24 protein-coding genes are annotated in these 26,359 nt (G+C 31.4%); 7 read left to right on the top strand and 17 right to left on the bottom strand.

The window, feature by feature from the left end; all coding sequences use genetic code 11:
* Nucleotides 1–1,505 precede the first annotated feature (1,505 nt).
* From HNQ03_RS03530 to HNQ03_RS03515, 4 genes are all read right to left on the bottom strand, one after another.
* Nucleotides 1,506–1,817, bottom strand: coding sequence for a rhodanese-like domain-containing protein (locus HNQ03_RS03530; protein WP_173778278.1), 312 nt, complete (start codon nucleotides 1,815–1,817; stop codon nucleotides 1,506–1,508).
* Between the two features lie 70 nt (nucleotides 1,818–1,887).
* Nucleotides 1,888–2,496: a Crp/Fnr family transcriptional regulator gene (locus HNQ03_RS03525; protein WP_173778277.1), complete on the bottom strand. Its 609-nt coding sequence runs from the start codon at nucleotides 2,494–2,496 to the stop codon at nucleotides 1,888–1,890.
* 172 nt (nucleotides 2,497–2,668) lie between these two features.
* Complete coding sequence (locus HNQ03_RS03520; RefSeq protein WP_173778276.1) at nucleotides 2,669–3,649, bottom strand: hypothetical protein; 981 nt, start codon at nucleotides 3,647–3,649, stop codon at nucleotides 2,669–2,671.
* A 145-nt stretch (nucleotides 3,650–3,794) separates the two neighbouring features.
* A complete protein-coding gene (locus tag HNQ03_RS03515; RefSeq protein WP_173778275.1) occupies nucleotides 3,795–5,465 on the bottom strand; it encodes an alanine/glycine:cation symporter family protein in 1,671 nt (556 codons plus the stop codon).
* Between the two features lie 138 nt (nucleotides 5,466–5,603).
* Between HNQ03_RS03515 and HNQ03_RS03510 the strand changes: the two genes are divergently transcribed.
* From HNQ03_RS03510 to HNQ03_RS03495, 4 genes are all read left to right on the top strand, one after another.
* Entirely contained in the window at nucleotides 5,604–7,112 is a 1,509-nt protein-coding gene (locus HNQ03_RS03510) for an amino acid permease (RefSeq protein WP_173778274.1), read from the top strand.
* A 60-nt stretch (nucleotides 7,113–7,172) separates the two neighbouring features.
* The gene (locus HNQ03_RS03505) at nucleotides 7,173–8,204 is read left to right on the top strand and encodes a beta propeller repeat protein (RefSeq protein WP_173778273.1); all 1,032 of its coding nucleotides are present in this window, start codon (nucleotides 7,173–7,175) and stop codon (nucleotides 8,202–8,204) included.
* A 152-nt stretch (nucleotides 8,205–8,356) separates the two neighbouring features.
* Entirely contained in the window at nucleotides 8,357–8,647 is a 291-nt protein-coding gene (locus HNQ03_RS03500; RefSeq protein ID WP_173778272.1) for a hypothetical protein, read from the top strand.
* Nucleotides 8,648–8,650: 3 nt separating this feature from the next.
* Nucleotides 8,651–11,137, top strand: coding sequence for an Hsp70 family protein (locus tag HNQ03_RS03495; RefSeq protein WP_173778271.1), 2,487 nt, complete (start codon nucleotides 8,651–8,653; stop codon nucleotides 11,135–11,137).
* A 1-nt stretch (nucleotide 11,138) separates the two neighbouring features.
* On the opposite strand, the gene HNQ03_RS03490 is transcribed toward HNQ03_RS03495, so the two are convergent.
* Nucleotides 11,139–12,326, bottom strand: a complete 1,188-nt coding sequence (locus HNQ03_RS03490; RefSeq protein WP_173778270.1) for a hypothetical protein — start codon at nucleotides 12,324–12,326, stop codon at nucleotides 11,139–11,141.
* Between the two features lie 245 nt (nucleotides 12,327–12,571).
* Between HNQ03_RS03490 and dnaN the strand changes: the two genes are divergently transcribed.
* Nucleotides 12,572–13,699, top strand: coding sequence for a DNA polymerase III subunit beta (gene dnaN, locus HNQ03_RS03485; RefSeq protein ID WP_173778269.1), 1,128 nt, complete (start codon nucleotides 12,572–12,574; stop codon nucleotides 13,697–13,699).
* A 262-nt stretch (nucleotides 13,700–13,961) separates the two neighbouring features.
* Here dnaN and HNQ03_RS03480 read toward each other — a convergent pair whose 3' ends face one another.
* Nucleotides 13,962–14,216 carry a hypothetical protein gene (locus HNQ03_RS03480; RefSeq protein WP_173778268.1) on the bottom strand — a complete coding sequence of 85 codons (255 nt, stop codon included), beginning with the start codon at nucleotides 14,214–14,216 and terminating at the stop codon, nucleotides 13,962–13,964.
* A gap of 10 nt (nucleotides 14,217–14,226) precedes the next feature.
* Nucleotides 14,227–15,057 carry a GLPGLI family protein gene (locus HNQ03_RS03475; protein ID WP_173778267.1) on the bottom strand — a complete coding sequence of 277 codons (831 nt, stop codon included), beginning with the start codon at nucleotides 15,055–15,057 and terminating at the stop codon, nucleotides 14,227–14,229.
* A 681-nt stretch (nucleotides 15,058–15,738) separates the two neighbouring features.
* Between HNQ03_RS03475 and pheT the strand changes: the two genes are divergently transcribed.
* Both pheT and HNQ03_RS03465 read left to right on the top strand, forming a co-directional pair.
* Nucleotides 15,739–18,135, top strand: coding sequence for a phenylalanine--tRNA ligase subunit beta (pheT, locus tag HNQ03_RS03470; protein ID WP_173778266.1), 2,397 nt, complete (start codon nucleotides 15,739–15,741; stop codon nucleotides 18,133–18,135).
* Nucleotides 18,136–18,201: 66 nt separating this feature from the next.
* A complete protein-coding gene (locus HNQ03_RS03465) occupies nucleotides 18,202–18,603 on the top strand; it encodes an META domain-containing protein (RefSeq protein WP_173778265.1) in 402 nt (133 codons plus the stop codon).
* A 34-nt stretch (nucleotides 18,604–18,637) separates the two neighbouring features.
* Here HNQ03_RS03465 and HNQ03_RS03460 read toward each other — a convergent pair whose 3' ends face one another.
* The 10 genes from HNQ03_RS03460 to HNQ03_RS03420 all read right to left on the bottom strand — a co-directional run bounded on the left by HNQ03_RS03460 (nucleotide 18,638) and on the right by HNQ03_RS03420 (nucleotide 26,351).
* A complete protein-coding gene (locus tag HNQ03_RS03460) occupies nucleotides 18,638–18,889 on the bottom strand; it encodes a hypothetical protein (RefSeq protein ID WP_173778264.1) in 252 nt (83 codons plus the stop codon).
* Nucleotides 18,890–18,927: 38 nt separating this feature from the next.
* Nucleotides 18,928–20,253: a hypothetical protein gene (locus tag HNQ03_RS03455; RefSeq protein WP_173778263.1), complete on the bottom strand. Its 1,326-nt coding sequence runs from the start codon at nucleotides 20,251–20,253 to the stop codon at nucleotides 18,928–18,930.
* A complete protein-coding gene (locus HNQ03_RS03450) occupies nucleotides 20,254–20,832 on the bottom strand; it encodes a hypothetical protein (RefSeq protein WP_173778262.1) in 579 nt (192 codons plus the stop codon).
* A gap of 3 nt (nucleotides 20,833–20,835) precedes the next feature.
* The gene (locus HNQ03_RS03445) at nucleotides 20,836–21,726 is read right to left on the bottom strand and encodes a 3-hydroxybutyryl-CoA dehydrogenase (protein ID WP_173778261.1); all 891 of its coding nucleotides are present in this window, start codon (nucleotides 21,724–21,726) and stop codon (nucleotides 20,836–20,838) included.
* Nucleotides 21,727–21,751: 25 nt separating this feature from the next.
* The gene (locus HNQ03_RS03440) at nucleotides 21,752–22,183 is read right to left on the bottom strand and encodes a hypothetical protein (RefSeq protein ID WP_173778260.1); all 432 of its coding nucleotides are present in this window, start codon (nucleotides 22,181–22,183) and stop codon (nucleotides 21,752–21,754) included.
* Nucleotides 22,180–23,091 carry a class A beta-lactamase, subclass A2 gene (bla, locus tag HNQ03_RS03435; RefSeq protein ID WP_173778259.1) on the bottom strand — a complete coding sequence of 304 codons (912 nt, stop codon included), beginning with the start codon at nucleotides 23,089–23,091 and terminating at the stop codon, nucleotides 22,180–22,182. Before bla ends, HNQ03_RS03440 begins: the two co-directional genes overlap by 4 nt.
* Nucleotides 23,092–23,127: 36 nt before the next feature.
* Nucleotides 23,128–24,090: a Gfo/Idh/MocA family protein gene (locus tag HNQ03_RS03430; protein ID WP_173778258.1), complete on the bottom strand. Its 963-nt coding sequence runs from the start codon at nucleotides 24,088–24,090 to the stop codon at nucleotides 23,128–23,130.
* A 77-nt stretch (nucleotides 24,091–24,167) separates the two neighbouring features.
* Entirely contained in the window at nucleotides 24,168–24,827 is a 660-nt protein-coding gene (locus HNQ03_RS16210; RefSeq protein WP_317170342.1) for a Gfo/Idh/MocA family oxidoreductase, read from the bottom strand.
* Nucleotides 24,745–25,197 (bottom strand): Gfo/Idh/MocA family oxidoreductase, encoded by a 453-nt coding sequence (locus HNQ03_RS16205; protein WP_317170341.1) that lies wholly within the window; start codon nucleotides 25,195–25,197, stop codon nucleotides 24,745–24,747. The genes HNQ03_RS16210 and HNQ03_RS16205 overlap by 83 nt, the downstream gene beginning before the upstream one ends.
* A 329-nt stretch (nucleotides 25,198–25,526) precedes the next feature.
* A complete protein-coding gene (locus tag HNQ03_RS03420; protein ID WP_173778257.1) occupies nucleotides 25,527–26,351 on the bottom strand; it encodes an SDR family oxidoreductase in 825 nt (274 codons plus the stop codon).
* Nucleotides 26,352–26,359: the final 8 nt, after the last annotated feature.

Genomic DNA, 26,359 nt, shown 5'->3' with positions numbered 1-26,359 from the left:
TATTTACGGACAAGAAAATCTGTGTAAATCTGTGAAATCCGTGAGCTTAAAAAAGTGGAAAATGTTTGTGCAAAAAACAAACCCCCGAAAAATCCGAGGTTTTAGTGAAAATTAGCAATGAATTGTTGCACACAGATTACACAGATTTTCACGGATGAGTCTTTAATTTTAGAATGAACATTTTTACGGACAAGAAAATCTGTGTAAATCTGTGAAATCCGTGAGCTTAAAAAAGTGGAAAATGTTTGTGCAAAAAACAAACCCCCGAAAAATCCGAGGTTTTAGTGAAAATTAGCAATGAATTGTTGCACACAGATTACACAGATTTTCACGGATGAGTCTTTAATTTTAGAATGAACATTTTTACGGACAAGAAAATCTGTGTAAATCTGTGAAATCCGTGAGCTTTAAAAAGTGGAAAATGTTTGTGCAAAAAACAAACCCCCGAAAAAATCCGAGGTTTTAGTGAAAATTAGCAAGGAATTGTTGCACACAGATTTCACAGATTTTCACGGATGAGTCTTTAATTTTAGAATGAACATTTTTACGGACAAGAAAATCTGTGTAAATCTGTGAAATCCGTGAGCTTAAAAAAGTGGAAAATGTTTGTGCAAAAAACAAACCCCCGAAAAATCCGAGGTTTTAGTGAAAATTAGCAATGAATTGTTGCACACAGATTTCACAGATTTTCACGGATGAGTCTTTAATTTTAGAATGAACATTTTCACGGACAAGAAAATCTGTGTAAATCTGTGAAATCCGTGAGTTAAAAAAAGTGGAAAATATATGTGCTAAATACAAAACCGCGAAAAAAACCGAGGTTTTAGTGAAAATTAGCAATGAATTGTTGCACACAGATTACACAGATTTTCACGGATGAGTTTTTAATTTTAGAATGAACATTTTTACGGACAAGAAAATCTGTGTAAATCTGTGAAATCCATGAGCTTAAAAAAGTGGAAAATGTTTGTGCAAAAAATAAACCCCGAAAGAATTTGAGGCTTTAGTAAAAATTAGCAATGAATTGTTGCACACAGATTTCACAGATTATCACGGATGAGTCTTTAATTTTAGGATGAACATTTTTACGGACAAGAAAATCTGTGTAAATCTGTGAAATCCGTGAGCTTAAAAAAGTGGAAAATGTTTGTGCAAAAAATAAAACCCCGAAAAAATCCTAGGTTTTAGTAAAAATTAGCATTGAATTGTTGCACACAGATTTCACAGATTTTCATGGATGAGTTTTTAATTTTAGAATGAACATATTTACGGACAAGAAAATCTGTGTAAATCTGTGAAATCCGTGAGCTTAAAAAAGTGGAAAATGTATGTGCAAAAAACAAAACCCCGAAAAAATTCGAGGTTTTAGTGTTGTGAAATTTGAAATTTTATTATTGAATCTTTCGCAGCCCGACTTGAGTGGAAATCCTTTTTTGACAAAAAAAGATTGGGAACGGAAGGCGGATTAAGCTGCCCAAAAAATTGAATAAAAAGTTCGTTTAAATTTAAATTTTTCCATTTAAACTTCCCCAACCTCCGCCATTGTGAACATCGGTATAGCCATTATTTAAAAGGATTGTTTTTGCAGAACCGCTTCGCATTCCAGAAGCGCAACAGGTAATGATGGTTTTATTTTTATCTTTCAATCTAGAAAGATTATTCGCCAATTGATCAACAGGAATATTGATGGAATTTTTGATATGTCCACCTGCGTATTCAGCTTTGCTGCGAACATCTACGATAATCGCACCTTTCTTTACTAATTCTGCGTAATCTGTTTTTTTAAATCCGAAAAGATTATTGATAGTATCTAACATAAATTTGGGTTTTAATTGTAATTAATGATGCAAATTTATGTCGGTGAAATTTAGATTACAGTAATCAATATCACAGAAGCTCAATTTTGTTTCGAGAAAGAACTACAAGATGATCTTTTTCCATTTGTTTCAAAACTCTGCTTGTAGCTTCACGCGTAATTCCCAATTCATCGGCTAATTTTTGATGGGTAACCGAAATTTCTTTGGATTGATAAAGCTGTGTTTTCTGCTTTATTAAATGCAAAAGACGAGCATCTATTTTTTGGAAAGCCACAGAATTTACGACATCAAGCAATTCTTCGAAGCGTTTTTGATACAAATTAAATATGAAATCTGTCCATTCTGGATAATTTTTCACCCATTCTTTGGCTTTATCAGAGGGAATCAGCATTATTTCTGCATCTTCTTCTACAATCGCTTTTATTTTTGAAGTTTCATTTTTCATTCCGGCAAGAATAGAAACGATGCAACTTTCTCCTGGCGTTAAGTAGTAGAGTAGGATTTCTCGCCCGTCTTCTTCAGTTCTAATCACTTTTATACTTCCAGAAATTACCACGGGAATATGTTTGATGTAAGCATCCATATTCACGATAACGTCTCCGGCAGCAAATTGTTTTAAATTTCCGGATTCTTCAATTTCTTTCACTAAATCTGAATGGAAAATGTCTTTTAAAATCATTGAATAAAGTTAATGAAAATAATATTTATTAAAACAAAAAAAGCATTTGCAATTCCAAATACAGAAGCGTTAACTTTTTTAAATTGTTTGATGATTTTAGTAAAATTATTAAGGTTTTAGGAATAAATAATGGAAATTTATTATTTAAACAGTCATTTTGTTAAAATACACGTTATTTATTTTTAAATAGTCGAAATGATTCTTTTATAGTTATTATATTTAGGGGGAATTCTAGAAAAACGTGCAATATACTTAAAAAGAATAATGCGATTAATCCAATTTGGTAGTCATATAAATATAGACAAATAGAGCCTGCCCAAATTATTAAAATTGCCAACAATTTATTTTTAGTTATGCTCTTTTTCCATCCAATAATATTTGTTTTTAAAAACCAATTTAAATAATGATAGGTATATGCAAAAGCTATAAATATTTGAATTTTGACACCTACAGCAGATGTTAGACTAAAATCTCTTATTCTAAACAAAACTGAAATTGATTGATTTACTTTCGTGAAATTTGTATCCTTATATGTATCTATAAATGTACTGGAAGTGAGTATGTTAACTTTATCAATTGGAAATAAGATAATTACTATTGGAACAAGAATTACCATAAAGAGAGATATGAACCCAAAACTCGATTTACTTTTTAAACTTCCATAGAGCATAAAGGCAATAGTGAAAATATATACATGAATAATAGTAGGTAAAAAAACACCAATTAAATAAAAACCTGTAGGTATTAATTTTCTAAATAAAATAACTATGAAGATACAAGAAATTAATGCAAAAATTAAGTGCGTTTTCTTTTTTAGAGATAACATACCTATCGAGAACAATAGTGCACTTATGGACAATATAGCATAATCTAAATAAAAAAAATCTTTGATATAATATGTGTAACTAGGTATTTGATTTAAAACAACAGATGCTGTAATAAAAACTGTAAAAACCACAAAAATAGATGTCCATTTAAAGTTTGTTTCTGCAAAAAATTTTTTTTGATGCAGCCAATTTATTTCAGTTAAGTAATGTATAGGTCCCAAAAATGCATATGAAAACAGAAAAAGTTCAAAAGGAAAAAGAAAAGCTATTGAGAACGAAAATAAAACAATTCCAATATTAAATTTTTCTAATGCAATCTCCTTCATTTTAGTCCGTATAAATCTTTTAAGATCATGTATTTCTGCTTCTACAACTATTAAAAAACAGCTTAAGTTTTTTTTTAAAAGAGTAAACTTAAGCTGTTTAGAATTATATTTAAAAAATTTGGCCCTTAATCGTAAAATTCAAATACTACAAATGATCTTTCAAATCTACCGCTCCTTCTTCTATAGCAACTTCTTTAGTGTTAATAGCACTAAGGTAGCGTTTCATTTCTGCTCGTACTTTCGGGAATAGGAATAAAAGTCCGATCATGTTTGGGAAAACTAATGCCAGAATCATGGCATCAGAAAATTTAATAACCGCATCCAATGTCGCTGCTGCACCGATTACTACAAAAAGTAAAAACATTAATTTATAAACTAAATCTGCCAATTTCCCTTTACCAAAAAGATATTTCCAAGCTTGCAAACCATAATAAGACCAAGAAATCATGGTTGAAAAAGCGAAAAGTACTATTGCAACTGTCAATACATAAGAAAAATGTGGAATGGTATCATTAAATGCCATCGAAGTTAAATCTACCCCATTTATTGGTTGACCCGTAGCGTTTAATAGCACACTACTTCCATGTTCCGCTGTATAGTTGAAAACAGATTGTGCATCTGAACCATTGATATTGAAGAAAATAATAACTAAAGCCGTCATTGTACAAATTACAACCGTATCTATAAATGGTTCTAAAAGCGCTACAACTCCTTCTGATGCTGGATATTTTGTGCGAACAGCAGAGTGAGCAATTGCTGCAGAACCTGCGCCAGCTTCGTTTGAAAAGGCTGCTCTTTGGAAACCAACAATTAAAACACCAACCAGACCACCCAAACCAGCCATTGGCGTGAATGCTCCATCAAATATTAATTGAAAAGCAAAACCAACATCGCTAAAGTTTGCGAAAATTATGATTAGAGAAGCTACAATATAAAGACCTGCCATGAAAGGCACGATTTTTTCGGTAATTTTTGCAATACGTTTGATACCACCAATAATTACAATTCCTACAAAAATAGCAAGCACAACACCAATGATTACACCAGTTGCGCCACCTTTTACACCTAAAATAGAACTTATTTGCACCGCAGCTTGGTTGGATTGAAAAGCATTTCCACCTCCGAAAGAAGCACCAACGCATAAAATTGCAAATAAACCACCTAAGATTTTCCCGAAATTTTTAAATCCCATTTCTTTTAATCCTTTGGTAAGGTAATACATTGGTCCACCATAGATTGTTCCGTCTGGTCCTACATCTCTATATTTTACACCTAAAGTACATTCTACAAATTTTGTCGACATCCCAAGAAGTCCACAAATAATCATCCAAAATGTTGCTCCTGGTCCACCAAGACCTATCGCTACTGCTACTCCTGCTATATTTCCTAAACCCACAGTACCGGAAACTGCGGTTGCCAATGCCTGAAAGTGGGAAACTTCTCCATGCGCACTTTCGTCTCTTATCGTATTTGGAATATCTTCTACACCGATAGGTTCTTCGTTGTCATAGAGCAAATCTGCACCATGCATTTCTATATCTGTGTATTTTCCTCGAACAGTTTTTATGGCTGTACCCAGTTTTGTAATGTTTGGAAATTTAAAATATAAAGTGAAAAATGTTGCTCCTAATACCAATAGAAGCACTACAAAAGGGATATTATATTCTCCAATTGGAACTTTAAAAAGTACGATACCTTCCCAAGTATCTGCTATAGGCATAAATGCATCGTTTATTTTTTCGTCTAAACCTTTCTCTTGTGCAAAACCTAAAAAAGGCAATATCATCAAAAACAAAATAGTTATTTTTCCTCTCATAAATTATTCTTAAATTATTTAAGTACGCAATATGCAAAAAAAAAATGAAAAAATTAGTTTTTCTATACCAACTATTATTTAAATTTGCTGCTTTCATATTTAATTATGAAATTTTAAATAATAAAAATCAAACCAATTATGACATCTAACATTTGGAAAAAGAAACCACTTCATCAACTGCTTGCCGAAGCAGATGATACTGAAAAAGGATTAAAGAAAACATTGAGTGCAACATCTTTAGTAGCACTAGGAATTGGTGCTATCATTGGTGCTGGTTTATTTTCACTTACTGGTATAGCTGCAGCAGAAAATGCTGGTCCAGCTGTTGTATTTTCATTTATATTGGCATCTATAGGTTGCGCATTTGCAGGTTTGTGCTATGCAGAATTTGCATCTATGATTCCCGTTGCAGGTAGTGCATACACCTATTCTTATGCAACTATGGGGGAGTTTGTAGCATGGATTATTGGTTGGGATTTGGTTTTAGAATATGCATTGGGTGCTGCAACAGTTGCCGCAAGTTGGTCTCAATATGTTTCGAAATTTTTAGGTCAATTAGGTGTCGATTTACCAGTTTCTATGCTGCATGGACCGTGGGATAAGGTTACAGATGCTGCAGGAGTTGTATCTCAACCAGGTATTGTGAATCTTCCAGCGATTATAATCATCTGTTTGTTGTCTCTCTTGTTGATTAGAGGAACCAAAGAATCCGCGTTACTAAACAATATATTGGTAATATTAAAGGTTACTGTTGTACTAGTGTTTATCGCGCTTGGTTGGGGTTTTATAAATACAGCAAATCATACTCCTTTTATTCCTGTAAATGAAGGCGAAGAAATGTGGAGAAGCGGAAAAATGTCTTTTCTAGAATTTTTTGGAAGTGATTTCTTTGGTCATTATGGTTGGAGTGGTATCTTGCGTGGAGCAGGTGTTGTATTCTTTGCATTCATCGGTTTTGATGCCGTTTCTACAGCTGCACAAGAAGCGAAAGATCCACAAAAATCTATGCCGATTGGTATTTTAGGATCATTGGTAATTTGTACAGTATTATATGTGCTTTTTGCTTTTGTACTTACAGGTTTAGAAAATTATCTTGCTTTCAAAGGAGATGCAAGTCCTGTTACATCTGCTTTTGCAAAAACTGGGTACACCTTTTTAAATTCCGCCTTAACTATTGCTATTATCGCAGGTTATACTTCCGTAATGTTGGTAATGTTGATGGGACAGAGCAGGGTTTTTTACAGTATGAGTACAGATGGTTTGTTACCAAAAATATTTAGCGATTTGCACGTAAAAAATAGAACTCCATACAAGACAAACCTTATGTTCATGGTGTTTGTAAGTATTTTTGCAGGTTTTGTACCTGTATCAGATTTAGGTCATATGGTAAGTATCGGTACTTTGTTTGCCTTTTCTTTGGTTTGTATTGGCGTTATTGTGATGAGAAAATCCAATCCTGATGCTGTACGTGGTTTCCGAGTTCCATTGGTTCCATTTGTGCCGATTTTAGGTGTTTTAATTTGTGTTTTGTTAATGGCTGGTTTGCCAATTGAGAGTTGGGAAAGATTGGGAATCTGGCTAGCTTTAGGTTTGGCTATCTACTTTTTATATGGAATGAAAAATAGTAAACTAAATAACGAAAAATAATCTCTTAATTTTAAAATCCTGATTTCGGTCGGGATTTTTTCTTTGTTAAATTACAGCATTATGAAAAACAAATTAATTTATACCTTACTTTTTTTAGCAAGTCTAAATTTTTCTGCCCAAAAATTAAAGTTGACCAACATTTTAGAAGACAAAATTTCTATCAGAGCTTTGCAAATATGGGATGGAAAAGTCTGGTATTCTGGTACAGATTCTAAATTTGGCTTTATTGATTTAGTAAATCAAAAAAATAAAAAGCAAATTAAATTATCCGATAAAAATTTGCAATTCCGGACTTTATCGCAAAATAGAAAATACTTTTATGCCATCAATATAGAAAGTCCCGCCCACTTTTTTGAAATTGATAAAAAAACACTGACTTCAAAAATAGTTCACACAGATACTTTGAAGACTGCATTTTATGACGCTCTGCATTTTAATGGTGGTTTTTTCTACACATTTAGCGATCCCGCTGAAAACTTAGATCTACAATTTTCTAAATTTTACCACTACAATCAAAAATTTAATACAGAAAATTTCAAAAATTTTAAATTAAATAAAGGCGAAGCAGCGTTTGCAGCAAGCAATACCAATATTGCAAGCTTTCAAAAGTGGGTTTGGTTAGCAACTGGCGGAATAACCTCCAGAATTTTAAAATTTAATTTGAAAACAGAAGAAATTAAGGCGATAGAAACACCCTTCATTCAAGGATCTTCGTCCCAAGGAATGTATTCTATAGATTTTCACAAAAATAAATTTGGAATTGCAGTTGGTGGAGATTATACCAAACAAGCAGAAAATATCAACAATATCGCAACTACTTTTGATGGCGGAGAAACTTGGCAAATACAAGCTTCAGGAAAAAATGCAGGTTATTCTACTTGCGTGAAAATTCGTCCTGGCTCGAAGGGAAAAGAAATAGTAGCTATTGGAGATCAGCATATTTCTTATTCTCATGATTTCGGAAAAACATGGCAAATAATCTCTAATGAGAAAGGTTTCTACGTTTGTGAGTGGATTGATAAAAATCGCATCGCTTTTGCTGGAAAAGATAAAATTTCTGTGGGAAACATTTTTTCAATTTTTGGAAAATAAAGTAGTTTTTATTTAATTTTTTCGGGTTGAAATTTTTGGCCATTCATATTTTATTTATTAATTATCCAAAATAAATAATTAAGAATAAATTTTAAGAAAATTCTTCACTTACCATTTTTTTATTTCCTATTTTAGTGCATTAATTATCGTCAATGCTACAAATTATCAATCAGGTTTTTGAAATTCAAAAAAAAGCTTTAGAACAAAATATATCTTTATTCGAAAGGAATTTAGAAAGAATTCAGCAAGAGTTTGAAGATTTAGGTTTTCTTATTTCCAATCCATTAGGTAAATATTATGATGAAAGAGATACTTCTCTGGAGGTGAATTTAGTTGGGGATTCTAAAAATCCTAAAATTGTGAAAGTTTTAAAACCTGCCATTTTTCAAAAAGATGGAACAGATTTTATTTTGATGCAAAAAGGAATTGTAATAGCAGAATAGAAGATGGAAAATATAAACTACGGAATAGATTTGGGTACTACCAACTCTGGTATTTGCAAACTTCAAGACGGAAAAGCAATCATCTACAAAAATCCAGTTGGCTTTAGCGAAACTTTGCCTTCTGTAGTTGCTTTTCGCAAAAGTAGAATTGTGATTGGCGAAAAGGCAAGAGAACTTTTGAAAACGGGCAATCCGCATGTTTTTTCTTCTTTTAAAAGAAAAATGGGAACAGATTTTACGTATAAAATTTCTGATTCTGAAGATTCTAAAACTCCTGTAGAATTATCTTCGATGATTTTAAAAGAGCTGCTTAGCTTTTTACCAGAAGAAAAACCAACGGCAGCAGTTATCACAATTCCCGCCTCTTTTGATACGATACAATCCAATGCAACACAACAAGCTGGTAAATTGGCAGGTTTTCAGCAAGTTGTACTGCTGCAAGAGCCAATTGCAGCATGTTTGGCATATGCAAATTTTCAGAATATTGAGCATTCGGAAGAAAAATTTTGGTTGGTTTATGATTTTGGAGGCGGAACTTTTGATGTTGCTTTAGTGAAGATTGATGAACGTGAATTGAAAGTGATTGATCATGAAGGAAACAATTTTCTGGGAGGTGTAGATTTGGATCATTTGGTAATCGAAAAATTGCTAGTTCCAGAAATTGAAAAAGTTTTGAAAGAGGAAAATCTTTACAAAAAAATGTTGCAAAAGCAAGATGCTGCATGGTCTAAATTATATTTTGAGTTGCTCTACATTGCCGAAGAAATTAAAAAAGAACTTTCTATAAAAGAAAATGCAATTGCTGAAATAGAATTAAATGGTGGCGACTATTTTGTAGAATTCAACATTAGCAGAAACGATTTCAACCAAGTGATTTCTGCAAAAATAGAAGAATCTGTAGTTTTAATAGAAAAATTATTGGAAGATAATTCTAAAACTGCGCAAGATGTAGAACGAATCATTTTAGTCGGTGGTACAACGTATATTCCCTTCATCAGAGAAAGACTGCAGGCCGTTTTTCATATTAAGATTGATAATTCCATAGATCCTATAACTTCTATAATGGTGGGTGCTGCTTATTTTGCAGGTACAAAAGTAAAAGAAATTTCTACGGATACCAGTGTAGAAAATACATTTACCCAAAAGAAAAATTCTACAGAATTTCAAATTATCAACGAGGCAAATACGCAAGATGAAGAAGAACTTTTGATGGGTATTTCTGCCGAAAACTTTGAAGGGTTTTATAGAATCATCCGGAAAGATGGTGGTTTTGATACCGGTTTGATTTCCTTTAAAAAAAAATTTTCTGAGTTTGTACAAGTTTTGCCAAAACAAAAAAATGATTTCACAGTTTCTGTTTATAACGGAAAACAAAATTTAGTTTTTGAAAAAGCAGATATTTCCATCAATCATGGTGTTTATAGCATTTCTGGTCAACCTTTACCCAATGATATTTGCTTGGAAGTAGATGATAATTTTGGGAATACTTATTTGGAGAAAATATTTACCAAAAATGAAATTTTACCCTTAAAAAAAACCATTTATAAAACCACTTCCAAAAATTTTCTGAATACGCAGGAAGATAAACTCATCATCAATATCACCGAAGGAAAAGCTGGTACGCTACCTGGTAGTAATGTGAGTATTGGTTTTTTGGAAATTAACAGCAAGGAAATACCCCAAAATCTGCTGAAAGGGATGGATATAGAATTGAAATTTGCAATGAGTGAATCTCGAGAGTTAAGCGTTTCTGTATACATCAGTTCTATCGATTTCGAAATAAATGAAATCTTCAATCCACAAGCGAAAATCTTAAACAAAGAAAAATTTAAGACAGATATAAATAAAATTATTTCTGAAATTGATAATGAACTGTATCACGCAGAAAATGATGAAGATAATTATATATTCTATGCAAAACTAAAAGCCATTAAAGACGAACTTTTTGCTGTTAGTTTTATGTTAATAGAAGTAGAAGACAACGATACGACGGAACAAATTTTTCAACTAGATGAAAGAAAAAGACGCGCTTTGCAATCTTACGATCAATTGGTGAGATTTCGAGATGTGATTGCAGAAATAGATGAATATAAAGAGCGAAAAAATGAAATGGATGAGGTTTTGGAAGATGCTTCGCCAATGCAAATAGATTTTTATAATAAAATAATTAAAGACGAAAAAGCCTTTTTAGAATCCAATGAAAAAGCGCTTATTAAAAGGAAAACTAAAGAACTTTCTAAGTTATATTTAAGCATTTATTACAAAAAAGACGAGGCTTATATCGGGTTATATTTTTCTTATAAAAGTAGAAATCCACAAGAATATAAAGATCAACACCAACTGAACAGATTAATAGAAAATGGCGACAAAGCTTTGGAAAATAAAGCTTACAAGGAATTGAAGTATATTGTGAGCGAAATGTATAGCCTTCTGATAGAGAAACCCAAAGATCCTTTTCAAGAAGATGATGGGAATCTCGGTTTACGGTAAATTATCTTTTATTAAAATTTCGTATCAATTTGTAAATAAGCACACCAAAAATCACTATACTGTGTGGAACAGCAATTAAAGTAGCAACAACGGTGACAATAATTAATATGCAAATTGCTACAATGAGAAGAAATAAATTTAAATTGATAAAATTATACGTGAATTTTTTAAATTTTCTATAAAATGAAAAATCGTTTTGGGTTTTAGAATGTTTTTCAAAATTCTTACTTAGTTTTTTATTGAATATTAGGTATAAAATAAATTCAACCAGAAGTGCTAAACCTAAAAATTTATAATCTCTAATAAAAAAGGGACTCACCGTTAAAATTAACATTCCATAAATCATTATCAGTATAATAATTTCTTTCGTTTTCGTAGTTTTTCGGTGAGAGAAATAAGATAGCAAATCAAAATACCGTACGTGTTTTAGATCTGAAACTTTGTAAGTTGAAGATTTATAGGAATTTACCCAATTCGCACCTACGGAATAATTTCCGCGCAGCACATCCGCCAGATTTTTATGATCAGTTTTATATCCGTAGATCGCCATCATTATTCTACCAAGATAAAATTTGTTCCTCTTATCTGTTTTTTGAAAATTGATAGAAGTATTGTTGATTTTTCTAATATCTTCCTCAAAAAATAAGGGATCTAGCACAGATTGTAGTTGAAAAAAACCAATATCATTCGCATATTTATATTCATTATCAAGAAATTTATACTTCTCTGGAAATGGAAATATTGAAATAATGGTTTGATTTTTTGAACTAATTTGAGTTTTTAAAAATTCTAAATTTCTAGACGAAATTATTTTCCGGAAGTATGCGGCAAGGTATTTTAGATTTCCCCAGCCAAAAACTAAAATATTTTTTTGGATAAAATCTTTAATATTCCCCTCGAATATTTGCGCGAAATTTTCCAAAATTTCGTCATTTTCTATGCTTGCAAGAATACTTTTATTTTTGAGATCTGTGGTTTCGGCATTTAAAATTTGTAGAATGCTGTTATCTTTAAGCAAAACACCAAAGGAATTGCCATTTAATTTATATAAATTTAAAACAGAATCTACATCATAAACAGAAATGTCGTCTTCTATTTTTGCTTGTGCTTTTAGAAATTTTTCTGCTTTAATAAGGTCAGCGGATGCTTCTGCATCAAAATTTTTGACGCTTTCTTCTACCAGTTTCAACAAATGAATTTTAATCACTTCTTACGTTTAATTTTACAAAAATATTCAAAATATAGTAATCTCAATTTTTTATTGTGATGATTATTAATAATCCTAAAAATTTCTTGTCCTATTAAAAGTCAATTTCTTATATTTGTGAAATTAATAATAATGTATGATACCGCTAACTTACATTAATCTGTTTTGGAAACAAGAAGTTAGATTGGCGAAAACATATCACAATTAAAAATAATAAAAATTTACTTATGAAATTTATAGTTTCCAGTGGAGAATTGCAGAAAGCTTTGCAAACTGTAGGCGGAGTGATTGCCACTTCCCAATCTAGACCGATATTAGAAAATTTTCTATTTGAATTGTCTGAAAATTTGCTAAAAATAACTGCTTCTGATGGCGAAACTACTTTGATTAATTCCATAGAAGTAAAATCTGACGAAGACGCAAAAATAGCCGTTCCTGCAAAAATATTTCAAGATTTTTTGAAAACTTATGGAGAGCAACCTTTAACCTTAATGGTGAAGGATAATGAAGAAGGATCTGGACAATTGCTAGAAATATTAGACGAAAAAGACAACTTTTCTGTAGCACTAGACAATGCAGAAGATTATCCAGAAATTCCAGAATTTGATGTTGCACAAAGTGTAACGATTCCATCTGGTGTGCTTTCTGAAGCTTTGACAAACACTCTTTTTGCGACAAGCAACGACTCTTTGAGACCAGTAATGACGGGCGTTCTTTTCCAATTTGGCGAAAATGAAACCAATTTTGTATCTACAGATTCTCACAGATTGGTGGTTTACAAAAGAACAGATCTTATTGCAGAACCAATGGAATTCATCATGCCGAAAAAACCATTAACGATTTTCAAAAATATTTTGAATAACGCAAATGAAGACGTTACTATTGAATTTAATGAAGTAATGGCAAAATTTTCTTTCGGTACAAATATCTGGATTTGCCGTTTGATAGATGGAAAATATCCTAATTATGCAGCTGTAATTCCAAAAGAAAACCCGAACGTTTTAACAATAAATAGAAATCTTCTTTTGAACGCGATTAGAAGAGCATCTATTATGTCTAACAAATCTACGAACCAAATTCGTTTCAAATTGTCTGCAAATATTTTGCACCTTCATGCAGAAGATACAGAATACGCAAACAAAGCAGATATGCAGGTTCCTTGCGATTATAATGGCGAAGATATCAACATAGGTTTTTCTTCAAAATTTTTGACGGAAATGCTTTCTGTTTTATCTTCTGATGATGTTTCTATGAGATTTTCACAAGCCAACAAACCAGGGATTTTAAAACCTGTAGATGGTTTGGATGAAGAAGAAAGTTTATTAATGCTTTCTATGCCCGTAATTGGGATGTAATTTGATTAAAATTATCACAAAAAAAAGAGATTTGAATTATTCAAATCTCTTTTTTTTTATAATTATGTTTACTCGTCGCAACCAAGTATACAAGTCGTACTACAAACTATTGCTTCTTCATTAGTTTTTTTATCATAACATTTCTTGCTTCTATTGCAGTTCAGGGTGCACGTATCAGAAACAACATCAGCGGATATGGAAGAATTAATTGGATCCAACAAATAGTTGGTCATCTCTTCCAAATAAACAATAGTTGTAGAACTTATAGTAGAATCTGCATTTGCGTATGAAGCACCAATGAAATTGTCTTCTTGATCAAATTGTAGTTTGAAATAATATCCTTCCCCTTTTTCACCAGTTCATTTTGTTTAATACTTTTAAATTCTACATTTTCTGGTTGTTCATTTTTTTTAAATTCCAAATAGTAGGTTGGATCTGTAATTTTTAAATCATTTGCAATCGCAAAAAAGGAGCAAAATAGTAATACTGCTACAAAAAGCTTTTTAAAATTTTTCATAAAATTGATTTTAATTTTTTTCGATTACGTTTTGACGTTCAAATTCTTTGATCATTTTTGTTTCCATATTTTTAATTAAATTTGGAATATTTACCATGTTTCCATTAGCGTCTTGTCTTTCTGTTAAATTTGCTTGGCTCATGATTGTTTTCATCTCATTTAATGGCGCTTGTTGAATATCTTCCTTTAATTTAAGATATTTAGGTTTGCTTATTTCTAAAAACTTTTCTTTTTCTAAGATGTGATTTACATCAATTTTAGAAGTGGTAGAAATTCCAATTGCTAAAAAATGATGATTATATTTTGTATCATAAATTTCCAAAATTAAGCCGGGTAAGCCAAAAAATTTGTACGGACCATCTTGTATAGGTATCTCTGGTGCAAAATATGCTTCATAATCTCGTCCAGCGTATGACGTTTTTGCAAGGATTACTTTTTTACCTAGAATATTTTTAGTCGTACTAGTTACTTTCCATTTAAAATTTGGACTTTCTTTATACACATATTGATGCCCAATAAATTCAAATGAGAAGCAATCTAAAGTTTTACTTTTTATTTTTTTTCTTACAAAAAGTTCGATCAAATCATTAGGTAAATTTTTAAAATTTATTTTTTCTCCATTTTTTTCATTTTCTGTCATTATAGAATCTGATACATAGGCTGCCTCGCTAAAGAACAAGGAACTTTCTTTTCCAATTTTTAAATATGAGCGTTGTGAGATAATATTTGTAGAATCTGTAAATTCACGTTTACTATACTCATATTGGATTGTTAAATCTTGAGCAAAGTATAGTGATGATACAAATAAGAACAAAAAATAAAAAGTGAATCTTGGAAACATAATAATATTTTTAAATCATTTTTTTATTTTAAAGCCCTCCAAAAGCCTTTAATAGACAATCAGGATAGCGCATTGCAGCATCAGCAGTTGCTTTTAAACATATTTGATGTACATCCCAAATTCTGCAAAGATTTAAGGTGTTTCCTTGTGGTTTATCACAGAGTTCAACTTCTAAATTTTATTTAAAATAAAGTAGAATTTGCTTATGTTTTACGTTTTAAAAATATCTAAATCAATATGTGATTCCTCAATAACTTCTTAATTCCTTACTGTAATATTCTGTTACCGCATTTCAGCAATTTCGCGTTTAATCCTATGTTTTTCATCATTAAGTTTTTTCTGAAATAGAGTAAATTTAGTTTTTAAACTATTTTAAATGACAATAAGTAAAAATATAAAATTTTTCCATCATTTAAAAATATTAAAGACGCATTTTTTTGCGTCTTTTTTTATGAATTAAAAGTAGATTCAAATTTTATCCTTTCTTAAAATTTCACGATATTTGCGATTAATTCTAAAAATTATTTAATTAAGAAATTTTTTCAACATTAATTTCTGATTGGTAGTTTTTAAAATCTATCATTTTTTAACTAATGTGCACCTAAGTTTACTTTTTAAGAAGTATTCTAAATTAAACTAATGTGTTAAAAATGTCCGCCTCAAAAAAAATAAAAAAGTAAAATGAAAATAGCAGATTCTTGGCTCAAGAAATACATCACCACAGAAATTTCTACCGAAAAAATTTCAGAATATCTTACCGATATTGGTTTGGAAGTAGAAGGTGCAGATGCTTTTGAAAGCGTAAAAGGAAGTTTGGAAGGAGTGGTAGTTGGCAAAGTTTTAACTTGCGAAAAACATCCAAATGCAGATAAACTCAACATTACAACCGTAAATATTGGCAAAGATACCATTGTGCAAATAGTGTGTGGTGCGCCAAATGTAGCAGCCGGACAAAACGTGCCTGTTGCAACTGTAGGCACAAAAATCTACAATGCCACCGGAGAATTTTTTGAAATAAAAGAAGCCAAAATTCGTGGAGAAAAATCTGTCGGAATGATCTGCGCAGAAGACGAACTAGGAATTGGCGAAAGTCATGACGGAATTATGATTCTTGATGCAGAAAAATATGAAGGTGGGGAAGCATTTTCAAAATATTTTGAGGTAGAAAAAGACATTGTTTATGAAATTGGATTAACACCAAATAGAACAGATGCCATGTCGCATTATGGTGTAGCAAGAGATTTGAACGCCTATTTGGCTTCTAATCAAATTACAACATCCTTTTCAAAAGTTGCAAAAAAATCCATAGAAATTCAAGGTGAAAACGATTTTAAATTGATTGTAGAAGATGAAAATCTTTGTCCGAGATATTTGGGAGCAGTTGTAGAAAATTTAACAATAGAAGATTCGCCAGTTTGGTTGAAAAATAAATTGAAAGCCATTGGTTTAAGTCCAATCAATAATGTGGTGGATGTTACCAATTTTATTTTGCATGGTCTTGGGCAACCGCTTCACGCTTTTGATGCCGAAAAAATTGCTGGAAATACCATAAAAGTTGGCGCCAATAATTTTGGATCTAATTTTACAACTTTAGATGGTGTAGAAAGAACTTTGAGTGGGGCCGAAATAATGATAAAAGATGGAAACGATGAGCCGATGTGTATTGCTGGAGTTTTTGGCGGTGCAAATTCTGGAGTTTCTGCAGATACGAAAACCATATTTTTAGAAAGTGCATATTTTAATCCTGTTGCGGTGAGAAAAGCGGCAAAATTTCATGGTTTAAATACAGATGCTTCTTTTAGATTTGAAAGAGGTGTAGATCCAAATATGACCAAAATTGCTTTGATAGAAGCAGTGGAAATGCTAGCAGAAATAGCCGGCGGAAATTTGAAAGGAGATATTCTAGAATTTTATCCTAAGAAAATTGAAAATCATTATGTGGTTTTTCGTTATTCTAAATTGGATCAGATATTAGGAGCAACCATTCATCGAGAAAAAATTAAAGAAATTTTGAAACATTTAGAAATAGAAATTTTAAATGAAATTCAAAATGGTTTAGAATTGAGTATTCCAGCTTATAGAGCAGATGTAACGCGAGAAATAGATGTGATAGAAGAGATTTTAAGAATCTATGGTTACAATAAAATAAGCTCGCCACAGAAAATTTCTTTCACGCCTGTAAAGGTAGATTTGGATGATCAGAATCAACTAGAAAATAATTTTGCAAGAACTTTGCAAAGTGTAGGCTTTAATGAAGTGATGAACAATTCTCTCACTGCTGTGAAAGATGAAACCGATGCGGTGAAAATTTTAAACCCATTAAGCAAAGACTTATCCTGCATGAGAAAATCCCTTTTGGAAGGTCTTCTTCATAATGCTGCTTACAATATTAATAGAAAAAGTGCGGACTTAAAGTTTTTCGAACTAGGAAAAATTTACCATAAAAAGGAAAAGTACTTAGAAAGAAAGCAATTGGCAATATTGATTACCGGTAGAAATGTAGCGGAAAATTGGTTGGTACCGCAATCTAGTTCCACATTCTCAAACATTAAAAGTTATGTGAATGTTTTGCTTTCAAAATTTAATTTAGATATAGAAGAGATTCCAAGCGAAGACGATAGATTTTCTGAGGGATTAGATTTTATCTCAAAAGGGAAAACAATTGCAAAATTGGGTAAAGTTTCACCTCAGATGTTGAAAGATGCAGATGTAGCGCAAGATTGTTACTACGCAGAAATAGAACTAGAAACGCTGCAATCTTTCAGAACAAAAGAGAATTTTAAATTTCAAGAAATTTCTAAATTCAACAAAATAAAAAGAGATTTGGCTTTGTTGGTTAATCAAGATGTAACCTACGCTTCTATGCACTCCAAAGCGAGTACTGTTTCTAAATTGATAAAAGAAATTAATCTTTTTGATGTATATGAAGGAAAAAACTTACCAGAAGGAAAAAAATCTTACGCGATGAGTTTTGAACTTTTGGATGAGCAAAAAACACTGGAAGAAAAAGAAATTTCTGCCGTGATGAATAAATTAATCAAAACTTTTGAAAAAGAATTTGACGCTGTTTTGAGGTAGAAGTTTTAATATAATTTCACTAAAACTACATAATAAACAGTATCTTTAATTATTAAAATATAAATTATGAAAAATTCAGCGATTGCTTTTGTAGCATTACTTGTAATATTTTCTTGTACTACAATGAAAAAATCTGGAACAATGAAAAGTTCTCAACCTACTTTAGTCGGCTCTTCATGGAAAATGGTTGATAAAGTGAATGGAAAAATCCCAACTATAAGTTTTGTAGAAAATAAGATAATGGGTTTCGCAGGTTGCAATAATTTTTTTGGTACTGCAGAAACATCTAATAGTGGAAAAATGATTTTGACCAATTTTGGTACTACAAAAATGATGTGTGATAACATGGAAATTGAATCCAGTTTCCTAAGTACGCTATCTAAAGTAAATAAATATAATATAGATGGAAATACTCTAGAACTCTATAAAGACAAACTTTTGCTTATGAAATTTAGCAAAACAAAATAAAAAAAAAGGACTCACATTTGAGTCCTTTATTTTTTTAGTTTTCAGAAGAATCTTCGTCTTCGTCGTCATATTTGTTCAGTTCATCGTCACAGAATTTGAAGGCAGCTTCTACAACTTTGGTAGCTTCTTCAGCCATTGTTTCTTCGTCTTCGCCCTCCAAATCGTCAAACCATTCTACTTCTTCTTCTTCCACATTCAAGACGAATCTTGGGTATTCTGTATGCACTACAAATAGATCTTCTGGAAAATCTGAATTGTCTGCTAATAAAAATTTTGGTAATTTCATTTTTTTTAAATTTTAAACTCCTGCAAAGGTAGAAAATTTTATTGATATTTATTTTCATCTAATTTTATTTTACTCCTTATTTTATAATTTGTTAATGTAGATTTCTGCAAACTATCTTTTGGCTTAAATGTTACATAAATTACGGGATTAATCGTGCTAATTAATTCTGCCAATTGCATGGAAGAAAGATCTAAAAGTTCATCTTTCATGTAAAATTTAAGAGGTTGATCTATTAATTTTTCTTTCACCAAAAAATTTTTCATCTGCTTTCTATTTTCTAGGTAATTTCCCCGAGACAGCATCGTGAAAGTGAAACCAACCAGAAGACTTAAGGTCGCAATTCCATAAGGGAAATTTCCAAAATTTGAATGTAATTTTTTAAAATACAAAAGCCAAATGGGAAAGGAAAATGGTGCCAACAATCTATAATCGATCGGGTTTACAGAATAAAAATATTGAATAAAGAAAGAACCAAAAATTCCGGAAAGTCCAAAAATTAAGAATAAATTTTCTTTGTCAGATAGTTTATTTTTAAGTAAAAGGTAAATAATAAGTAAAATATTGAGCAAACCTATTCCATAGATTCCATAATTAATAAAGCCACCCGCGGGATTTGCAATGTGAATAAATGGATTGAAAGTGGTGCAAAGCCCGAAGAATAATTCTTTTAATAATTTTGAAGTTGGATGCAAACCTATCTGTAGAAAGACGTCATAATAACTTTCATTAAAATATTTAATAAAAAATTGCTGATAGCCAAGCATGAAAAGTACACCTAAAACCCCAGAAATTAGGAAATATCTTGCGTATTTTTTTTTATAAAATATAATTCCAAAACCAGCACATCCCATCATTATAAAAAGTGAACTATACCGAATGTTGTACATTAAAATTAACAAAACAGCCAACAGAAAAATTGCTTTCCAGTGTTTGATTTTACCATCAATTATTTCTGCTCCATAATACAGAAACAAAAACACAAAAGGCAATATGAAAGGTTCGCTCATCGTGTAAGAAAAAACAGACACAAAGCTAAAAAGTGCGCCTAGTAAAATGCTCTCCCGGAAGTAAAATTTCTTTTTATAAGAAAAATAAATGATGAATAAATAAGATAAAATAGCCACGATTTTGCTCGACCAAAATTCATCAAAGTTAAAAAACGTAAAAAATTTTATCATCAAAGGATATCCAAGTGGAGCGGTGGTATTATCTATCACCGGAAAAATATTTGCTTGGCGCATATACCTAATGGAATCAGGATTTACGCGACCTTTTTCGTTCAAAAGAAAACGAGCAACAATCATTAAAATTGTTGCTGTTAATATAAAAATTTGAAGAAATTTCTCTGGTATTTTTCTTAACATTTAATTCTTACTTTTTTGCATTTTTTTCTTTTCAGAACGATAGTATTTAATATCTTGATCCAAATATAAAGAGTATACATTTTTCAAATCGTTGAAATAAGCTTTTGGCAATACCATTTTCTTTTTAATGCTTGGAATTTTAATTAATTCACTTTTGTCCAAATCATAATGGTTCCATTCTGCGATGTAATTATTCGTTAATAAATTTACGCTAGATTTTCCGCTTCCATCATTGTTTGCAGGTCCAAATTCATAACGTTGCATTCCAATCAATCTCATTTTTCCGTTTGATTTTTCATACCGAAATTGGAAAGAATTTCCAGCGCGCATTTGATTTACTCCTATTTCAAAACCATTTTTTTTCTTTTTTAAAGAAATTTCTCCACTATCTAAATAATCTTCTGTGATAATTTTTTTAAATTTTTGAGAAGACAATTCGTAAGTTACAGTTCCACTATTATCATCCACATAAACTCTATCAGCAATTTGGTCACCATCAAAATCTGCAGAAATTGATTGCTCTTGAGAAAAAATTGAAATCGGTAATATTAAAAGCAGCAAAAATTTAAAAATTTTCATCTTCTATTTCGCAAACATTTTCGCTACTTTTTCGGCCTTTCTACTTTCGGAATAATCGTAAAAACCTTCACCAGATTTGATGCCTTTTTTACCTGCCATTACCATATTTACTAATAATGGATTCGGTGCGTATTTCGGATTTTTATAGCCATCGTGCATTACTTCCAATATCGCCAAACAAACATCCAAACCAATGAAATCTGCCAATTGCAAAGGTCCCATTGGATGTGCCATTCCCAATTTCATCACTGTATCTATTTCTTCCACACCTGCAACTCCGTTGTACAAAGTTTCTATCGCTTCGTTGATCATCGGCATCAAAATTCTATTTGCTACAAAACCAGGATAATCATTCACTTCTACCGGAACTTTTCCCAAATTTTCGCTCATTTTGTACACTGCATCAAAAGTTTCTTTGCTCGTGGAATATCCTTTGATGATCTCTACCAATTTCATGATTGGCACCGGATTCATAAAATGCATACCAATTACTTTTTCTGGTCTATTGGTGACAGAAGCAATTTTCGTAATAGAAATGGAAGAAGTATTGGTAGATAAAATACAGTTTTCTGGTGCTATTTCATCCATTTGCTTAAAGATTTTCAGCTTTAAATCTAGATTTTCCGTCGCTGCTTCTACAATTAAATCTGCATCTGTTGCAGCATCTTTCAAATCTGTGAAAGTAGAAATTTGGCCTAAAGTTTTGGCTTTTTCTTCCTCCGTTAGATTTCCTTTAGCTACAATTCTGTCTAAATTTTTTGCGATGGTGGCAAGACCTTTTTCCAAAGCTTGTTCAGAAACGTCTACCAATTTTACGCTGAAACCTTGCTGCGCAAATGTATGTGCAATTCCGTTTCCCATTGTTCCTGCTCCTATTACTACTATGTTTCTCATGATTTTTATTTATTTTTAATTAATTTTAATATTTAAATACTGTCGTTTTTGAAAATCTATTTCTAGGTTTTTCTTTATTTTTAATGATGCTTTCTTTAGAAATCAAAACTTCACCAATATTAATGTATCCATCGTGATTGTTATTTCTATTTTTATTGAAAGTTTCAGAAATACTCTTTAATTCTGTCAAAAATAACGCTTTTTTTCGTTTGTTCAATTGATCGATGCCAATATACAAAGCATATTCTCCTTCATAACCTAATCCACTTTCCTTCCAAATTTCAAAATTTTTCAGTTTATTTTGTTTCTGAAAATTTTTAATGTAATCTATTATTGGTTGAGAAGAAGGTGTTCCACAACAAATACTTGAGAAACCAACTTCAATGTATTTTAAATTTTTCTGTCCGTAAGAAAAAGATAGCATTAGGATTAAGCATAAAATAATCAGTTTTTTCATTTCCTTTCGATTTTAATTAAGTAATCATAAACTGTTTTAGAAATATCTGCAATCAACTTGGTGTTTGTTTCCTCACTTTCCATAGAATCTGAAATCAAAATGCTAATTGCATAATGTTTTCCGTTGGGTAAAGTAATGATTGCGATGTCGTTTTCTGCAGCAGTTAAGCCTGCGTCATTTTTTCCAGAAGCTCCAGTTTTATGCGCAACAGGTGTGTTTTTTGGCAATTGAGCTACAATTTTATTAGCTCCTGTTGTGGTTTCTAGCATCGTTTTCATTAAAAAATCTGTAGAATTTTTGGAAAGTAAATCTCCATCGTACAATTTCTTCAATGCATCGTTGAGAGAATTTGTAGAACTTGTATTGAGGTACATGTTTTTCCAATTTTCATGCATTTTTGCTTCGTTTGCACTTATTTTAAAGTTTTTAATTCCTTTATTATCCAGAGTTTGTTGAACGATTTTTGTTCCGCCAATTTTTTTTATTAAAACATCTGTAATATTATTATCACTTTGCGAAACCACGTATTTCAAAACTTCTCCCAAAGTTTTTTCTCTGCTTCCATTAGGAAATTCATCTCGAAACGGGCTGTAAGTATTGTCGTGAAGATCAGATTTTTCAACTGCAATTTTCTGGTTTAAATTTAATTTTTTTGCATCTACTTCATTCAAAATTGCAATCGCAACATGAAATTTAAAAACCGACAAAAGTGGTAACTCTTTATTTCCGTTGATGTCTATTTTAAAATCATCTTCTATAGAATTTACAGAAACAGCGATTGTAGCGTTTTTTCCTGCAATAATTTTATTGATTTCAGTTTGCAAATCGAGCTCTGGATTTTGATTATTTTTTTTCTCTGTGCAAGAAAAAAGGAAAATTGACAGAAGAATTAAGAGTGTTTTTTTCATTCGTAAAATTCGAGATAATTCGTAAAATTCGCCCAATTAAGAAATCAACCTCACAATCTCCAATGCCACTTTCAACGCTTCAGTTCCATCTTCCAAAGAAACTTCTACGTTTTTATCTTCGGTAATTGCGTCTGCAAAACTTTCCAATTCATCCAAAATTGCATTATTTGGTTGAATATCAGGATATTCAAATAGTATTTGATTTTTTTCGCCTTCTGCATTTGTGATGATCATATCAAAATCATTAGGAATTTCTGGCGCATCTTTCATGCGAATTACTTCCGCTTTTTTCTCCAAAAAATCCACAGAAATGTAAGCGTCTTGTTGGAAAAATCTAGATTTTCGCATCGCTTTCATAGAAATTCTGGAAGTCGTCAAATTTGCAACACAACCATTTTCAAATTCAATTCTCGCATTGCAAATATCTGGCGTTTTGCTCACCACAGAAACTCCGTTTGCGTGTATTTCCTTCACTTTAGATTTCACCAAAGAAAGTAAAATATCTAAATCGTGAATCATTAAATCCAAAACTACAGAAACATCTGTTCCACGTGGATTAAATTCTGCCAATCGATGAATTTCAATAAACATCGGTGTTTGAATGAAAGATTTTGTAGCTATAAATGCAGGATTGTATCTTTCTACATGGCCAACTTGAGCTTTTATACCAAATTCTCGGCATTTGTAGAGAATTTCTTCGGCTTGTTTTAAAGTTTGCGTAATGGGTTTTTCAATGAAAAAATGAATTCTTTTTTCAATGGCTTTCATCGCAAAATCGTAGTGATATAGAGTAGGAGTTACGATATCCAACATCACTATTTGACTTAAAAGTTCTTCGAAATCTTCAAAATATTTGTATCCGAATTCTGCCTCTAGTTTTTTCCCATTTTCTGCATCTGCATCATGAAAACCGACAAGATTATATTTTTCCGATTGTTGTAGTAATTTTAAATGAATTTTTCCGAGATGACCTGCGCCAACTAAACCAGCTTTTAGCATATATTGAGTTTATTATTCTTTAGCGTAAATATAAGCATTTAGGCTCAAGCTCAAAAATTTACATTTTCTTAGTCTTTTTATAGCGTTACAACTATTTTTTCTTCAGAACTTTTTTGGGCTGCTTCTATTATTCTCATAGTTTGTATGGCGTCTTCTGGATGTACGGGTACAGGTTTATTCTCTACAATTGAGGTATGTAATTTCTGAAAAAGTTCTAAATAATTCCCGTGCAAACTTTCAATTTCGCATCTGCCTTTCTCTGTATGTAGAATTCCTTTTTGATGCTCATTTTCTGTTCCCCAATCTGTGTAATTGGGTGTTTTTCCCATTTTTAAATCATCTTCTTGCACATCTGCACGCATTTTTAGAAAACTACCGTTTCTACCTTGCAACACATAAGCTGGTAAAACTTCTTTGGCAAAAAAGGTGGCTTTTAATCGCACATTTTTATCTGGATAATACAGCAAAATATCAAAATAATCACCAATTTCTGTATTTTTTCTAAATTGTTTTAAGTTCGCATGAATCTGCGTGGGGAAACCAAATAATACCAAAGCCTGATCTATAATATGAGATCCAAGATCCCACAAAACACCAGATCCATCCTGATTTTTTTCTTTCCAAGATTTTATAGATAACGAAGGATTATAGCGCTCAAATCTTATTTCTACGTCTACAATTTCGCCTAAAGTATTTTCTTGAAGTATTTTTTTGCACCGTTTTAAAATCGCTATCATATCTTCTATTCTGATAAACACACAATTTAAGATCAAGTTTTTTCGCCAATGCATCTAGTTCTATTGCTTCTGCCAAATTGCTGGTGAAACTTTTTTCTACCAACACGTGTTTTCCAGCTTCCAAAGCTTTTTTGCTAAGTTCGAAATGCGTGTGAACTGGTGTATTAATTACAATTAATTCTGCATCACTACTCAAAAGTTCTTCTAAGCTGTCAAAACTTACTGTGTTTTCAAAATCTTTTTGGATGTTTTTGCTGCTTCTTTCATAGGCTCCAATTAGTTCAAAACCATCGCAAATAGAAAGAAAAGGAGCATGAAAGAATTTTCTAGAATCTCCATAAGCCATCAAAGCTGTTTTAATTATTTTCATTTTTAATAGTCATTTTATGGCACTAAATTATAAAATTATGTTTGATGATCTGTACTTAATTTCAATCAAAAACCAGGTAATTCACCAAAAGAAAAAGTAGAACTGCTCGATATGTTTATTTTAAAAAAAAAAAAATTCCACCTCGTTTTTAGCTCGAGATAGAAATTTTTTAATAATAATCGAAAAAAAATTAATTTGAAAAATACTGTAAATTCACCAAATCTCTCAGTTTCTTAGCAATCCGTAGAATTAAATACAATCTGCGATATATTATTAATATTTCAAAATATTATCGAATTTGGAAAGTACTTCTTCTAACTGTAGAAAATTTATCCCATAATATGAAAACCACCATCTACATGGCGAATTTCTCCGGTAATTCTGGTTTCCGGACGGAATAAATGCACAATTTCATGTGCCAAATCTTCTGGTAAAGCATTTCCTAACGGACTGATTCTGTGCGCTCTTTCTACATCTTCATCTTTCAAAGTTGCATTACCGGCTTTGCTTCCCATATAAGGTGAAAATCGGATAGCATTGGCTCTAATTCCATATTTTTTTCCCAATTCATAGGCCATTTCTATGGTTAATCTTTCTAAAGCCGCTTTTGCAATGCTCATATTAATATATGGAAAAAACGAAACTTTTTCTGCCGCAATATAGCTTAAAGAAACAATGGAAGCTCCATTTTGCAATACTCCATTGGAAAGTAAAGCATGACTGAGCGAAATTAAAGAATACGCAGAAACATTCATCGTATCGTTAAATTCTTCTGCTGTTACTTCTAGCATTGGTTTCACAGATTTGTTTCTAATGGTTTTATCCATTGCAATTGCATGAAGAAAACCATTTAATCCTATGTTTTTTTCTTTTAAATCATTAGCTAAAAACTTTAAGCTTTCTGGTAAAGTAACATCTAAAGCAGCGGTATAAATATCTTTTCCCAATACTTTGTCGCAAGCTTTTTTGAAATCTTCGTGGTTTTTATTTAAAAAATCACTGGCTTTTTCGGATAGATTTTTGTGAAAAGGCGTTACACCAAGTCCGGTACAAACTACGTTTCCGTTGTTTTCTAGAATTTTTTCTGCTGTTTTCATTGCCAAAGAATTTTCGTCGGCAATACCTGTTATTAAATATGTTCGATTTTTGAGCATCGTTTTTT

The sequence above is a fragment of the Frigoriflavimonas asaccharolytica genome (genome assembly GCF_013294015.1).
GTDB classification, from domain to species: domain Bacteria; phylum Bacteroidota; class Bacteroidia; order Flavobacteriales; family Weeksellaceae; genus Frigoriflavimonas; species Frigoriflavimonas asaccharolytica.
Note: the sequence above shows the minus strand (reverse complement) of the source record. Positions and strands in the feature narration are given on the sequence as shown.